Below are 14,026 nucleotides of genomic sequence, written 5' to 3'. Positions count from 1 at the left end.
CGCTTCGTGGAGTAATAGCCTCAGCACCTGTGCAGGATCCACTTGGCGGCATCGCCTACGGTTTCATCGTGGCAGTACTCATTGAATATCTCGTGGAAGAGTCCGCCGTAGATCTTCATCTGTCTGTCCTTAGATGCCGCATTAGCAAAGAACTCATAGGTGTCCTGAAGTGCTACAAGGCCATCCTTCTCCCCATGCATCATCAGCACTGGATAATTAAACTTGGCTGCGTCGAACCAGTCCAGGCCGTCTAGGACTGCATAGCAGAGTCCGGCTGTAAATGTCATAGTGTTATATGGATCCTTTCCGTACCAGTCAACTACCTCCTGCACTGAGCAGACTCCTGCGCCCAGCTCGTTTGGCAGAGTAGCATGGGGCTCCATGTCTCTCGGCACATTCCTGATTAGTCCGCCGTTATCATAAGTCAGAGCTCCGCTGGTAACAATGCCACGCAGCTTTTTGTCAGGGTACTTGACGCCGTAAAGCGCAACGGCGAAGCCGCCCATACTGTGGCCCAGCAGGAATACCGGCTTGTCCGGGTTCTCTTTGATAGCCAGGTCTACAAAGACATTCACATCATCAAGCATGTCATTGAAATCTTTGTAATAGGTGCGTTCACCTTCCGAACGGCCGTGACCACGGTGGTCGAACCTGTATGTGCCGATGCCGGCATCATGAAATCTTTCAGCCAGGTAATCATACCTTCCCTGATGTTCGCAGAGTCCGTGGACTACCACGCACACAGCCTTATCGTCGGGGCTGATTTCCCTGTTCAGGTACAATCTGGTACCGTCAAAACTCGTGTAATTTGCTTCGCTCATTTAATTTTCCTCCTAACAAAAATTATTAACTATTTCCATGTAAGCAGGTCTTCTGCGTCTTTGCGCCTCGGGGGTTTGGGATCCGTGTCCGAATATCCCAGGGCGATCAAAGCCGCCACCTTCTGACCCGCCGGCATGCTGACTGCCTTGTCTACCTTTTGTTCATCAAAAATGCCCATGATAACCGTGCCCAGGCCCATTGCCTCAGCTGCAAGGCAGAATGTCTGCGTGGCAATTCCCGCATCAAAGACTTCCCATCTGTCGCCTTTGTCCGTGGTCGGTTCGCCGGTTTTCTCGTAGCCGGAAATGCCGTGGACCGTAGCGATAACCATGAGTACCTGGCAGTCCTTGATTATAGCGGCGTTGCCCTTGAAACCCATAACGCAGTTATCCGCTATTTCGTCCATTACTTCCCTGTCTGTGACGGCCATATACCGCACCACCTGAGTGTTTTTCCAGGACGGAGCATAGGCGGCGGCGTTTACCAGATCGTTCATTGTTTTAACTGAAATCGGTTTATCGGTAAATTTTCTTATACTTCTTCTTGACTTGATGCACTCGATTGCTTCCATTGATTGTCTCCTTATTTACTGTTGTAACATACAATATTACAATATCACTTTCAGGCCGCTATTTCCACTAAATATTACGACTCACATAAAAAACCCTTGACAAACTTCGTCCGGTGACTATAATGTACTTATACGATAAGTACACTCATCGACAATTTACAGGAGATGCCAATTGGAAATCATAATAAGCAACAATTCAAACAAGCCTATCTACGAGCAGATCACTTCGCAGATGAAGGCTTCCATAATGAGCGGGGAGCTGAAGACCGGCGACCCCATACCCTCCATGCGAGGGCTGGCCAAGTCTATCCATGTCAGCGTCATCACCGTGCAAAAGGCATACGATGACCTTCAGCGGGACGGTTTCATAGAGACCACCGTTGGCCGCGGCAGTTTTGTTGCAGCTAGGAACAAAGACTTTTACCAGGAGGAGCAACAGCGCCGGGCTGAAGAACATGTCCAGCAGGCTGTTGACATTGCCCGCGAAAGCGGCATACCGTTAGAAACACTGGTCGACATAATGACGATTTTTTATAAGGAGGAAGACTGACCGTGAATGCGATTCTACATATTAACAACCTGACCAATCATTACCCCGGGTTCACACTGGATCATGTTTCCCTGGATATACCTAAGGGATGCATCATGGGACTCATAGGCGAGAACGGTGCCGGCAAGAGCACCACCATCAACGCTATTCTTGGGCTCATACATAAGGATGAGGGAGAAGTGACCTTCTGGGGCGAAGAACTCAGCGAAGAAAGCAGTTCTATCAAAGAGAACATCGGCGTGGTCTTCGATGAAACAAACTTCTACGATACTCTGACCTTGGAGCAGATCGGGAAAATTTCTGCGGCCGGCTATACTCAGTGGAGGCCGGAAGTATACAGCGACTATCTGACGAAATTCGGACTTGATCCTCAGAAAGAAATAAAGGCACTTTCCAAGGGTATGAAAATGAAGCTATCTATTGCTGTGGCCTTGTCTCACGATCCCAAACTGCTGATACTCGATGAAGCCACCAGCGGCTTGGATCCCGTTATGCGAGACGACCTGCTGGATGTTTTTCTGGATTTCGTTCAGGATGAGGAACATTCCATACTGGTGTCATCGCATATTACCAGCGATCTGGAGAAAATAGCCGACTACATAACCTTCATCCACGAAGGCAAACTGCTCTTCTGCAAATCCAAGGATGAACTCCGTTATAACTACGGCATCATACGCTGCGGCGCGGCTGTCTTCGATTCTATCGACAAGAATGATGTGCTGGCCTACCGCAAAAGCGATTACCAGTGGGATGTACTGGTAGCTGATAAGGAAAAAGCTCAGCGGGAGCATAAGGACGCAGTTATAGACAGTCCAACTCTCGATGACATACTTCTGCTCTACGTAAAGGGGGATCATATAAAATGAAAAGTCTAATACTGAAGGATTATTACAATATAAGGCATAACAGCAGATATCTTCTGCTTATGCTGGTATTCTTCGCAGTAATGTTTATTCCTACTATGGGTCCTGAGATATTCACAGTAATGTGCTGCGTAATGTGTTCTACTATGATTATTTCCACATGCTCCTTCGATGAGCATTGCAAGTGGAATAGATATGCCGTTATCATGCCGGTTACGAGGAAGGACATAGTAACATCCAAATTCATGGTACTGGCCATCTTCTCTGTCTTTGGCGCTTTGCTGGGATTTATTGTGACCATCTGCACAAGTCTGATAATGGACCACAGCCTTTCCGTCATGGAAACTCTATTGATAACATTAGTCGGCTTGGCTACAGCCCTGTTCCTTGGAGGAACCTGCATACCGCTGCTGTACAAGTTCGGCGTGGAGAAGGCGCGTATCATACTCCTGGCCGTAGTTGCGATTCCTATGTTGCTGTTCATTGCCCTGGGCAAGATACTTGGGCAACAGTTCAGCGATCTGCCTGAATCTACCGTAACGATCATTCTATGCCTGACGCCTGTGGTTGCCATACTATGGGATGTTGTTATGGGCAGGATAAGTTTGGTAGTGCTTAGGAATAAAGAACTGTAACGGCTCGGGTTCGAATCCCTATTCTATACCGTACCATAAAAAAACAGGCTAGCGTTGCTAGCCTGTTTTTTTATGGTGCGGTCAAAGGGATTCGAACCCCCATGGTTTCCCACACGGACCTGAACCGTGCGCGTCTGCCAATTCCGCCATGACCGCATATGGAGTGTGCTTTGCAGCACACTCTTATTATTATACACATATTTTTCTCAATTTCAAGAGGCAATTTACTGATTATGCAAATTTCCGTGATCCAGACACTGATCGACCGCAACAGTCACATTAGTCAGTTTCTAATGTCATTGCAAGTTTCATCCGGTCGCAGTAATCAACTATGGTAACGTCTGAAAGACTCTTATCCAGACAGATACCCGTCAAACCAAGATTGCTTGCTGTCCAAACCAGTTCCTTAGCCTTTTCCGTAGATGATGCATTATGCGGAGTTATAGCATAGTAGGTTTTCATAGACACGCCATATTGACTCTTTGCATAGGTCATAGCATCCTTTAATTCATATAGGTGGAAACTTACTACCAAAGCCTTCTGTAAAAGGCCATATTCATAGAGAAGATCTACAGTCTTTTCCAAAGCAGCCTGTGACATGTTGCCATCTTTCAACTCTACATCCGGCACCATACCGTATTCCTTGCATATGGACAAATATGTAGAGAAGAAACATACTTTCTCATCACTGTATTTCTCAATATTATTTCCACTGATTATGGAAAGCTGACTTATCTCATCTGCCGTAAGATCCTTGACATTAGCGCTGTTTCCACACATTCTCTGGAATGTTGAATCGTGCATCACAACAATATCAAATGTGTCCTTAAGAGGCGTGTAGCTACCATCTGCATTATAAGTCTGCGCTGTATGAGCTGTTTCCCATACGTCACATTCGCAACCCCAGAATCCGGCTTTTCCCGCTAAAATAAATGAAGCCGCCGTATTCTCCGGAGCCTTGGCTCTGTACCCCCTGTGACCGATGATATTCCTGGAATACAATGTAAACGATGTGTTCATACTCTTGTGCTTACTTATGTAAGCGCTTATTGTCACGACGCCAAACCTTCTGGTTGAAACTTTACCCTTGCTGGAAACCGTAGCAATAGACTTATCTGAAGATTTCCATACGATCTTGCACTTCTTGTATTTCTTAGGAACTTTATACTTTGCAGTAAAAGTCCTTCCAGTTTGTATAGTCTTAGTACCGGTAGTAGACAAATTAGTGATTCTGAAGCTGCTGGCAGTAGCAGCTGATGCTGTTATCGGTATAGAAAGCAAACTAACACTGACAATCAATGCTGTTACCAGCGATATTATCCTTTCTGCTCTCCTATTCAACGATATAATTTTCATCATCTCCTTAAATTTTCCGTTACTGTTCATATACTACTTTAACACTGCCCGCCCTATATTTCAAGAGCTGGCAGTGATGATCCTGTCCTACTTATATTTATCTGCCAGTATTCTGGCTACATAAACTCCCGATGCCGATGCCTGCGACAGAGAATGTGTCACTCCCGAACCATCGCCCAGTGCGTACAGATTCGGTACTTTAGTCATAAGATTCCCGTCTACTGCTACCTTGGAATTATAGAACTTGACCTCAACTCCGTAAAGAAGCGTATCCTCATTGGCAATGCCCGGCGCGATTTTATCCAGGGCATAAATCATCTCTATGATATCGTCAAGCTGCCTCTTAGGAATAACCAGGCTCAGATCTCCCGCCGTCGCGTTGAGAGTCGGCCTGGTGAAGCACTTCTCCATACGGCGCTCGCTGCTCCTTCTGCCCTTGACCAGATCGCCGAAACGCTGCATGAGGACTCCGCCACCCAGCATGTTTGACAGGCTGGCTATAGCTTCGCCGTACTCGTTGCTGTCCTCGAAAGGTTCGGTGAACTTATTGGATACCAGCAAAGCGAAATTTGTATTCTCCGTATGAAGAGCATCGTCCGCATAGCTATGTCCGTTGACCGTAACTATTCCGTTGGTGTTCTCCGACACAACTTCACCATAAGGATTCATGCAGAATGTCCTTACCATGTCGTTATATTTTTCCGTTTTGTATACTATTTTGCTTTCATAGACAACGTCTGTGATATGTTTGAACACCTCCGCAGGCAGCTCCACCCTGACGCCTATATCCACGCGGTTTTTCTTTTGTTCGATCCCCATCTCGTCACAGATCTTGCTGATCCATGTAGACCCGGAACGTCCGGTAGCCAGGACCATATCGTTGCATACATATTTGCCATCGCCCTCGATAGATACAGTGAATGTGCCGTCTTCGTTTCTAATGACGTCATCTACTACCGTATAGAACTTCATGTCGATGCGGTCTTTAATGTAGTCATATATCCTGCCCAGGATCTGCACATTCCTGTCGGTGCCCAGGTGGCGCACCTTAGCCTCCAGCAAATGAAGATCATTCTGCAGGCATTTGGTCTTAAGGTCGGAGTTGGACGTAGAGTAAAGCTTCGCCTCCGAGCCACCCATAGAACAAAGTACATCGTCTACGTATTCCATGAGTTCCATGGCTTTGTCACGGCCGACAAACCTGTGCAGGTCGCCGCCGAACTGCGTGGTGAGGTTGTATTTTCCATCGGACAAAGTACCCGCTCCGCCGTAGCCGTTCATTATGTGGCATGGGTTGCATTTGACGCAGGTCTTGGTCTTGCCAGCCTTGATAGGACAAATGCGTTTTTCTAAAGGTGCGCCTCTGTCTATTACCAGGACTTTCGCATTATTATTTATTTTCGTCAGCTCGTAAGCCATGAACACTCCTGATGCCCCTGCTCCCGCGACGATTATATCATATTTTTCCACTTTTCTTCTCCTGTTCATTACTATTGGCCTACTCAACCAAGATATACTCTACTATATATCCACCCAAAAAACAATCTTCTATTTATTTCCCAAATATGTTATACTTATTTTAGTATAAATTTGGAGGGTATTATATGTCATTTGATAAAAATTTTTGGATCGCCATAGCGTTCTTTATTATGAGTGCGCTTTCAATAGGTTCCTGGATCCGTGACGGATTCACATCATATCTTGCTTCAGCTTCTGTACTGGGTTTGATTATCGGCGGAGCATTCTTAAGGCGCGCCATCAAGAACGGAAAATAAGCACACTGTTTACAAGAAATCAAATGCACCTGCGGCATATAGCTACAGGTGCACTTTTTATTACTTGCTTAAGTTGCGAACTACTCTTCTTCAGGTTCTTCCATAATATCCTGGAATTCCTTGGCAACCTTGCCGAAGAGATTCTCATCAACTATGTCCAGAAGTTCGAATGAGCCGTCCTTGTTTTCCTCATAACCGTAGATATATACATCATCACTGTCATCATCAGGTATCAATGCAATATAATCTTTCTTTTCAAAATCGAAGATCCCCATTACTTCACAATCCATTTTGGTTCCGTCATCGAATTCAAGAGTTATGATTTCAGCTTCTTCAGCCTGTTCATTTCTATTTTCAGCCATGTTTATGCCCTCCATAATATTTTCATAATTTAATATGTACTACTATAACATCAATATCCGCTTTTAGCAAGAATCATGCGAAATATTCTACTATCTTTTTCGCTACGGTTTCTGTTATAGAAGGCACCTTGCAGAGTTCTTCCACGTCTGCCCTTTTGATTGCATCAATGGTCTTGAAGTAGTACAAAAGCTCATTTCTTCGCTTGGGACCTACGCCGTCTATATTGTCCAGGACAGAATGTATGGCGTTCTTGCCGTGAAGTTTGTGGTGGTAGTCTATGGCGAAACGATGGACTTCCTCCTGTATAGTGCCGGCATACCTGAATAAAACCGGCCTTTCCTTCAGGTCTATTTCAGTGCCGTCTTCAAATACTATGGCTCTGGTCCTGTGACTGTCATCCTTGGTCATTCCCGTAACAGGTATGTCAAGTTTCAGAGCTGTAAGCACCTTCCTAGCAGCGCTGACCTGGCCCTGGCCACCGTCCATCATTATTATGTCAGGCATTTTAATGAAACTCTTATCACCGCTGAGTGCCCTCTTATATCGTCTGTACAGGACTTCCTGAAGGCTTCCGTAATCATCAGGGCCCTCAATAGTCCTGACCTTGAACCGCCTGTAATCTTTGCTGACTTTTTCCAGCCCGCTGAAGACTACCATAGCTCCGACGGAATCGACGCCGTTTGTATTGGAAATATCGTATGACTCAACTCTGACATGCCGGTTCCTGTCTCCGTGATCTCTGGGATAGCCAGCCTCCTCAAGGAGCCTGTTCATCTCGTCCAAAACGGCCTTCTCTTTCTCTCTGCGGCTTTCTGCCTTGTCTGTGAGGGTCTTGGTCATTTCCACCACATCATGCCTTGTAAGGTTAAGGAGGGCTCTCTTATCTCCCTTTTGTGGTACAAATATGGAAACCTTATGACCTTCCCTGCCCAGGAATTCTTCCAGTAATTCCCTATCCTGCGGTTCCTCTTCAACGAGTATCTCAGGCGGGACCACAGCCCACTGACTGTAATACTGCTTGATGAACTCCGACACCATTTCTTTTCTGGTATCGCCTTCGCCGGACTGTATCTGGAATGTCTCCCTGCCGCTGAGTTTTCCGCCGCGCACCGGGAACAGAACTATGAAGGAGTTATCTGCGTCCTTGACCGGTAGAATTATATCCAGATCCTTGTCGTTGATCATAGTTACCCTCTGAGTCTCCGCCAGCGATCTGATATCCGCTATATAATCTCTGTATTTAGCTGCATTTTCATAATCCAGTTTATCCGAAGCTTCATTCATCTTCGTCTCCAGACTTTTGATAAGAGGCTTATCCTTGCCGGACAGAAACTGGATCATTTCCTCTATATCCTTTGCGTACTCTTCTCTGTCAACGCCGCCGGCACAGATGCCCCGGCATTCCTTGATGAAGTAATTCAGACAGGGCCTGAATCCCTCCGGAAAAACCTGCGCCGCGCACCTCTTCAGCTTATATATCGATGAGAACAGCTCAACTATACGGTTCACCGCTCCAGCGTCGCTGTAGGGTCCGAAATACCTGTTGCCGTCCTTCTTGATTATGCGGGTCTTGACTATTCTAGGGTACTCCTCGCTGGTGGTGACCATAATATACGGATATGTCTTATCGTCACGCAAGAGCACATTGTACTTAGGCATGTACTTCTTGATAAGGTTGCACTCAAGTATCAGGGCTTCCATTTCACTGTTGCAGGTTATGTACTCGAATTCTGCTATATGCGAAACCATGGCCCTGACTTTCGGTGCCTGCCTCTTAGGGCTCTGGAAATACTGGCGCACTCGATTTCGCAGGGAAATAGCCTTGCCCACATATATCACCTGGCCAAGTTTGTCCTTATGCATATAAACTCCCGGTGAATCCGGGAGTTTTTTCAGATTTTCCTTGATATCAAACATATCAGAAATGCCAATCCCTTCTGTTACGTTCTGCTTCGCGTCTTGCTTCTTCTTCAGCCATGCGCATTATCTTACGCTGCCTTATCTTTTTCTTTTTGCGCCTGTAGCTTGCCCGCATAGCCACCACCCAGATAAAGAATCCCATAACCGCCAGGGCGACCAGACCTATTATCACAGATGCAAAATTAGATATTCCAAGATATGACGGGAACCATCCGGTGGCAACATCTTCATTTACCACAAGTGGCACCTGATTCACCAGGTCATCTCCCACATATATTTTCAGGGTCCCTACTTCAGTTCCCCTGGTTATCGGTGCTTTCACATCGTCATCCATGACCGTCTTGGTGCTGATAAGAGACTTGGAGCCTTCCTTGGGAAGATACGCGTATGCGTCCTCTGAAGTATATGCGTCAATTCTGGTCTTGACTCCATGTTTGATCCTGACCTTGCCTTCATTCTTGCCTGCCTTGACTACGCGCACGCCGTCGACCTTCTTCACAGAATAATCTATGAGCTTTTTCAGGTCATTCTCCCTCTGAGTTTTCGTGTCAGCCAGTATTACTATATACAGATTAAGTCCGTTTTTCTTATAGGCGCAGGCCAAGGAACAGTCATACTGGGTCCAGTACCCGGTCTTGCCGGCGTAAACTCCAGAACCGGAGTCTGTCAGCAGATCCATGTGAGTCTTGAAGGTGCGTGCCTTATTTTTATTCGTGGCTTTCATCTTATAGACTTTGGTGCCGGCTATCTTCTTGATGGTGCTGTTGGACAAAGCCACCCTTGTTATCTGTATGAAGTCGCCCGCCGTAGTGTAGTGGCTGCTGCTTTTCATACCGTTGGGGTTGGCAAAATGCGTATGGGTGCAGCCGATGTTCTTAGCGGTTTTGTTCATGAGGGCTACAAAATCATTCATATTGCCGGAGACAGCCTCGCCGAGGGCGTAAGCAGCGTCATTGCCGGACAACATAAGCATACCGTAGAGCAGTTGTTCTACAGTGACCTTCTCTCCGGGCTCCAGACTCATAGTAGTCTCTCCTATAGCTGCCACTTTAGCCGAAACGGTGACTTCCTTATCCAAAGGAAGATTCTGCACCGCCAGCAATGCCGTTACCAGCTTGGTTATGCTGTAGGGAGAATACCTGGTTCCGGCGTTTTTCGAATAAACCACCTCGCCGGTATTCTCGCAATAAACCATCGCACCGCCGGCCGTTATGCTCGGCTTAGTTACCTTTGTAACAGCAAAAGCCTGACTCGACAGACCGCTCATGGCTATGACTATCAAAGCCGACATCAATATGACCGTTAATTTTTTAATGCTGCACTTATACACTTTCTCTCATATCCCCCTCATCAACTTACTTTCTCTCGAAGAAATGGTCTGCCAGGGAGTATCCACTGTCGAAGTAACTGCCCTTTTCTCCCGATCTTTCGTTGAATTTTCTAGTTGTGTCTTTGGCTTGCTCTTTGGTGCTGTCGTATATAACAAAAGGTACAGGTGGCGTTGAGTGAGTCCTGATGGCTATAGGCGTCCTGTGGTCAGGCACTTCCAGCACTCTGAAGTCCTCGCCGTCTGCTCTCAGGGCCTCGACTATAGGCTTCATTATCTTCTTATCGATATCCTCCAGGCAGGTTATTTTCCCGTTCATATCTCCCTGGTGTGAACATTCGTCAGGTCCTTCCAGATGAACATAGACGAAGTCCTTGCCATCTCTGAATTCTCTGATGGCTGCTTCCGCCTTTCCCTCATAGTTGGTCTTGATAGTACCTGTAGCGCCATCTACATCTACGGAATTTAATCCCGCGCAGATAGCAATGCCCTTGATCAGATCCACAGCACTTATGGCTGTGCCCGTAATATGATATTTGTCATAGAATGATGACAGCTGCGGTTTCTTGCCCTGTCCCCATATCCAGATGGAATTGGCCGGGTTGAGTTCCTTAGCCACTCTCGCCTTATTAACAGGATGATCCTTCAAAATGTCGTAACTTTTCCTCATCATGTCTGTTATGAATTCTGAGCCATCTCCCTTGGGAAGATGGTCTCCGACTCTCTGTCCAAGTATGTCGTGAGGTGGAGTCAGCTCATAGTCTGTGCTGCCATTATGCACGATCATACAATGCCTGTAGCTTACGCCGGTGTAAAACTTGATCTTGTCGTCTGCGAAGGCTTCATTTACCGCCTGCAGAAGCTGATCCGCCTCTTCGGTAGTTATCTCTCCGGCGCTGTGGTCTTCAACGGTCAGGTCCTCATAGGCACCGCTGCCGCTGAGTGTCACAACATTGGTCCTGAAAGCCACATCTGTGTCGGACATATCTATGCCGATGCTGGCAGCCTCAAGTGGGGAACGTCCTGTCAGATAAATAGACGGGTCATAGCCCATTACTGAAAGGTTGGCGGCGTCACTACCCGGAGCTACTCCCGGCGGTATGGTCTTGACCATGCCTACTTCTCCCATGGAGGCCAGTTCATCAACAAAAGGCATATTGGCAGCCTCCAGCGGAGTTTTACCGCCAAGGGCCTCTATTTTCTCATCTCCGGCACCATCCGGAACTACGATCAGATATTTCATTTCTATTAGTCACCTCTTTATTTCTATTTCATAATATTCTACAATACTTTTGGTTGATAATCAACAAAGAGGATGCTAAATTGCATCCTCTCCGATATTTTTTTAAATGTGAGTAATTTAAAACTATTTGTTTTCTGCTTCGAATTTCTTCATGAAAGCGATCAGCGCATCTACACCATCTTCAGGCATAGCGTTGTAAATGCTGGCTCTCATTCCGCCTACACTACGATGTCCTGCAAGATTGATCATGCCCTGCTCCTTAGCTTCAGCAATGAACTTCTTATCAAGAGCTTCGTCTCCTGTTACGAAAGTAACATTCATGAGGGATCTGTCCTCTTTACGAACTGTTCCCTTGAACATACTGCTTGAATCAATGTAATCATAAAGCTTTCCGGCTTTTCTTACATCTCTCTCATGCATTTCCTTGATTCCGCCGATTTTCAGCAGATACTTGAAAACTTCGCCTGCTACATATATTGAGAAGCATGGTGGAGTGTTGTACATAGATCCCTTGTCAACATGGATCTTATAGTCCAGATAAACTGGGCATTTCTCATCAGCAAAGCCAACCAGATCGTCTCTGATGATGACGATGGTAACTCCTGCCGGAGCAACGTTCTTCTGAGCTCCTGCCCAGATGATTCCGTATTTGCTTACGTCGATCTCTTCTGAAAGGAAGCATGATGACATATCAGCAACCAGAGGAACATCTCCCGTGTCTGGAACATATGGATAATGAGTTCCGTAGATAGTGTTATTAGTGCAGATATATGCATAATCTGCATCAGTTCTGAACTGATCTTTCTTTACTTCCGGAATGTAGGAATAAGTATCCTCTTCCGAACTTGCTACCAGTTTGATATCACCAAACTTGGTGGCTTCCTTGTATGCTTTCTTAGCCCACTGACCTGTTACAATGTAATCAGCCTTCTTGGATTTTCTAAGAAGATTCAGTGGAACCATTGAAAACTGAGTGGTTCCGCCACCCTGAAGGAACAACACCTTGTAATTGTCAGGAATGTTGATCAGCTTTCTCAGGTTAGCTTCTGCATCATCGATGATCTGCTGGAATTCCTTAGAGCGATGGCTCATTTCCATTACAGACTCTCCGGTACCTTTGTAGTTACAAAGGTTTGCAGCTACATCCTCGATAACTTCCAAAGGAAGCATGGAAGGACCAGCTGAAAAGTTATAGACTCTATCGTATTTACTCATTTTTTCGCCCCCATTACTTTAATTCTTACGAGTAAAAATATTATATCATCTTAATTCTTGAAAGTAAAGCCTATCGGTGATATACTTTCTATACGATTCGTTTACATTGAAGTATGTAAGGAGGTACGTCAATAATGTATAATATTGCAACTTTGAACAAGATATCACCGGTAGGTCTGGCTCACCTGTCAGACAAGTACACCGTAGTAGATGATGTGGATTCAGCTACAGGCATTCTGGTAAGAAGCCAGGACATGAAAGAGATGGATTTCTCCAAGAGTCTTATGACAATTGCCAGAGCAGGAGCCGGCGTCAACAATATCCCTCTGGACAGATGCGCAGATCAGGGTATCGTCGTATTCAACACTCCTGGTGCTAATGCCAATGCGGTCAAGGAACTTGTACTGGCAGGTATGCTTATGTCAGCAAGGAATGTACCAGCTGCCATCAAATGGGCAGCCACTCTCGAGGGTGAAGATGATGCGGCAAAGAAGGTAGAAAAAGGTAAAGGCCAGTTTGCCGGATCAGAAATCGCAGGAAAAACTCTTGGCGTATTCGGACTTGGAGCTATAGGCGTTCTGGTTGCTAACGCAGCTGCTGAACTGGGAATGAATGTTATAGGTTATGATGCTTTCTTTAATACTAAGTCAGCTCACAATCTTTGCTCTTGTGTCAAGGTAGTAGAAGATCCTAAGGATATGCTTCCTCTTTGCGATTACGTCACTATCCACGTTCCAGCAATGGACGCTACTAAAGGAATGTTCAATAAGGACCTCTTCGCTCAGATGAAGGACGGAGTTACACTGCTGAACTATTCTCGTGACAAACTTGTCAATGAAGCTGATCTGCTTGCTGCTCTCGACAGCGGAAAGATCGGCAAATACACCACAGATTTCGTTACAGATGGCATCATGTGCAAGGAAGGCGTCACATATACTCCTCATCTTGGAGCTTCAACTAAGGAAGCTGAAGACAACTGCGCTACAATGGCAGTTGCAGAGATCATGGATTACATCGAGAACGGAAACGTAGTCAATTCCGTAAACTTCCCTAAGGCTGATCTTGGCCCTATCGGAGAGACCAGAGTATGCGTAATGACTAAGGGCGTTGAAAACCCTGTTGACGCTGTTGTAAAGGGCCTGGGAGTTACGGTCAAGGCTGTAGCCGGCGGTGCCAAAGGCGACTTCGGTTATGTCCTCGTAGCAACAGACGATAAGCTTTCATCAGTTCCTAAGATGGACGGAACCATTAAAGTAAGAGTCATCCAGGACTAATACCTCGAACTGAAAACAATCGAGTAGGGGCTAGCAAGTAGCCCCTCTCACACCACCGTACATGCCGTTCGGCATACGGCGGTTCAATTCATATAATAATCTAAACAACTTA

Annotated in this window: 14 protein-coding genes and 1 tRNA gene; 5 read left to right on the top strand and 10 right to left on the bottom strand. The window is 46.1% G+C overall.

What is annotated here, in order from left to right:
- Nucleotides 1-20: 20 nt before the first annotated feature.
- Together EV211_RS01100 and EV211_RS01095 are read right to left on the bottom strand one after the other, a co-directional pair.
- On the bottom strand, nucleotides 21-821 hold the full coding sequence (locus EV211_RS01100) for an alpha/beta hydrolase (protein ID WP_133527591.1): 801 nt from the start codon (nucleotides 819-821) through the stop codon (nucleotides 21-23).
- A 29-nt stretch (nucleotides 822-850) separates the two neighbouring features.
- The gene (locus tag EV211_RS01095; protein WP_133527590.1) at nucleotides 851-1,393 is read right to left on the bottom strand and encodes a nitroreductase family protein; all 543 of its coding nucleotides are present in this window, start codon (nucleotides 1,391-1,393) and stop codon (nucleotides 851-853) included.
- Between the two features lie 172 nt (nucleotides 1,394-1,565).
- On the opposite strand from EV211_RS01095, the gene EV211_RS01090 reads away from it, so the two are divergent.
- Genes EV211_RS01090 through EV211_RS01080 form a run of 3 tightly spaced genes read left to right on the top strand, consistent with a single transcriptional unit; the run spans nucleotide 1,566 to nucleotide 3,441 of the window.
- Nucleotides 1,566-1,943 carry a GntR family transcriptional regulator gene (locus EV211_RS01090; protein ID WP_133527589.1) on the top strand — a complete coding sequence of 126 codons (378 nt, stop codon included), beginning with the start codon at nucleotides 1,566-1,568 and terminating at the stop codon, nucleotides 1,941-1,943.
- Between the two features lie 2 nt (nucleotides 1,944-1,945).
- A complete protein-coding gene (locus EV211_RS01085) occupies nucleotides 1,946-2,809 on the top strand; it encodes an ABC transporter ATP-binding protein (protein WP_133527588.1) in 864 nt (287 codons plus the stop codon).
- Nucleotides 2,806-3,441, top strand: coding sequence for an ABC-2 transporter permease (locus EV211_RS01080; RefSeq protein WP_133527587.1), 636 nt, complete (start codon nucleotides 2,806-2,808; stop codon nucleotides 3,439-3,441). The genes EV211_RS01085 and EV211_RS01080 overlap by 4 nt, the downstream gene beginning before the upstream one ends.
- A gap of 73 nt (nucleotides 3,442-3,514) precedes the next feature.
- Here EV211_RS01080 and EV211_RS01075 read toward each other — a convergent pair.
- The 3 genes from EV211_RS01075 to EV211_RS01065 all read right to left on the bottom strand — a co-directional run bounded on the left by EV211_RS01075 (nucleotide 3,515) and on the right by EV211_RS01065 (nucleotide 6,267).
- Nucleotides 3,515-3,597: transfer RNA gene (locus tag EV211_RS01075), tRNA-Leu, on the bottom strand.
- A 123-nt stretch (nucleotides 3,598-3,720) separates the two neighbouring features.
- Complete coding sequence (locus tag EV211_RS01070; RefSeq protein WP_166635324.1) at nucleotides 3,721-4,797, bottom strand: glycerophosphodiester phosphodiesterase family protein; 1,077 nt, start codon at nucleotides 4,795-4,797, stop codon at nucleotides 3,721-3,723.
- A gap of 87 nt (nucleotides 4,798-4,884) precedes the next feature.
- Nucleotides 4,885-6,267 (bottom strand): NAD(P)/FAD-dependent oxidoreductase, encoded by a 1,383-nt coding sequence (locus tag EV211_RS01065; RefSeq protein ID WP_133527585.1) that lies wholly within the window; start codon nucleotides 6,265-6,267, stop codon nucleotides 4,885-4,887.
- Nucleotides 6,268-6,401: 134 nt separating this feature from the next.
- Here EV211_RS01065 and EV211_RS10645 point away from each other — a divergent pair, with 134 nt between their 5' ends.
- Nucleotides 6,402-6,572, top strand: coding sequence for a hypothetical protein (locus EV211_RS10645; RefSeq protein ID WP_166635323.1), 171 nt, complete (start codon nucleotides 6,402-6,404; stop codon nucleotides 6,570-6,572).
- Nucleotides 6,573-6,652: 80 nt separating this feature from the next.
- Here EV211_RS10645 and EV211_RS01060 read toward each other — a convergent pair whose 3' ends face one another.
- The 5 genes from EV211_RS01060 to serC all read right to left on the bottom strand — a co-directional run bounded on the left by EV211_RS01060 (nucleotide 6,653) and on the right by serC (nucleotide 12,640).
- A complete protein-coding gene (locus EV211_RS01060) occupies nucleotides 6,653-6,934 on the bottom strand; it encodes a DUF1292 domain-containing protein (RefSeq protein ID WP_133527584.1) in 282 nt (93 codons plus the stop codon).
- Nucleotides 6,935-7,007: 73 nt separating this feature from the next.
- Complete coding sequence (uvrC, locus tag EV211_RS01055; protein ID WP_133527583.1) at nucleotides 7,008-8,852, bottom strand: excinuclease ABC subunit UvrC; 1,845 nt, start codon at nucleotides 8,850-8,852, stop codon at nucleotides 7,008-7,010.
- 1 nt (nucleotide 8,853) lies between these two features.
- Entirely contained in the window at nucleotides 8,854-10,185 is a 1,332-nt protein-coding gene (locus EV211_RS01050; protein ID WP_133527582.1) for a D-alanyl-D-alanine carboxypeptidase family protein, read from the bottom strand.
- 25 nt (nucleotides 10,186-10,210) lie between these two features.
- Nucleotides 10,211-11,425 (bottom strand): cofactor-independent phosphoglycerate mutase, encoded by a 1,215-nt coding sequence (locus EV211_RS01045; protein ID WP_133527581.1) that lies wholly within the window; start codon nucleotides 11,423-11,425, stop codon nucleotides 10,211-10,213.
- 123 nt (nucleotides 11,426-11,548) lie between these two features.
- Nucleotides 11,549-12,640 (bottom strand): 3-phosphoserine/phosphohydroxythreonine transaminase, encoded by a 1,092-nt coding sequence (serC, locus tag EV211_RS01040; protein ID WP_133527580.1) that lies wholly within the window; start codon nucleotides 12,638-12,640, stop codon nucleotides 11,549-11,551.
- 134 nt (nucleotides 12,641-12,774) lie between these two features.
- On the opposite strand from serC, the gene EV211_RS01035 reads away from it, so the two are divergent.
- A complete protein-coding gene (locus tag EV211_RS01035) occupies nucleotides 12,775-13,914 on the top strand; it encodes a 3-phosphoglycerate dehydrogenase (RefSeq protein WP_133527579.1) in 1,140 nt (379 codons plus the stop codon).
- Nucleotides 13,915-14,026: the final 112 nt, after the last annotated feature.

This window comes from Aminicella lysinilytica (assembly GCF_004362975.1).
GTDB lineage: Bacteria > Bacillota > Clostridia > Peptostreptococcales > Anaerovoracaceae > Aminicella > Aminicella lysinilytica.
This window is presented reverse-complemented; position numbering and strand designations above follow the sequence as displayed.

Bases quoted from the DNA above. Each gene is read 5' to 3' on its own strand.
- EV211_RS01100 (WP_133527591.1), bottom strand. From the start codon at position 821: ATGAGCGAAGCAAATTACACGAGTTTTGACGGTACCAGATTGTACCTG.
- EV211_RS01095 (WP_133527590.1), bottom strand. From the start codon at position 1,393: ATGGAAGCAATCGAGTGCATCAAGTCAAGAAGAAGTATAAGAAAATTT.
- EV211_RS01080 (WP_133527587.1), top strand. From the start codon at position 2,806: ATGAAAAGTCTAATACTGAAGGATTATTACAATATAAGGCATAACAGC.
- EV211_RS01070 (WP_166635324.1), bottom strand. From the start codon at position 4,797: ATGAAAATTATATCGTTGAATAGGAGAGCAGAAAGGATAATATCGCTG.
- EV211_RS10645 (WP_166635323.1), top strand. From the start codon at position 6,402: ATGTCATTTGATAAAAATTTTTGGATCGCCATAGCGTTCTTTATTATG.
- EV211_RS01060 (WP_133527584.1), bottom strand. From the start codon at position 6,934: ATGGCTGAAAATAGAAATGAACAGGCTGAAGAAGCTGAAATCATAACT.
- uvrC (WP_133527583.1), bottom strand. From the start codon at position 8,852: ATGTTTGATATCAAGGAAAATCTGAAAAAACTCCCGGATTCACCGGGA.
- EV211_RS01045 (WP_133527581.1), bottom strand. From the start codon at position 11,425: ATGAAATATCTGATCGTAGTTCCGGATGGTGCCGGAGATGAGAAAATA.
- serC (WP_133527580.1), bottom strand. From the start codon at position 12,640: ATGAGTAAATACGATAGAGTCTATAACTTTTCAGCTGGTCCTTCCATG.
- EV211_RS01035 (WP_133527579.1), top strand. From the start codon at position 12,775: ATGTATAATATTGCAACTTTGAACAAGATATCACCGGTAGGTCTGGCT.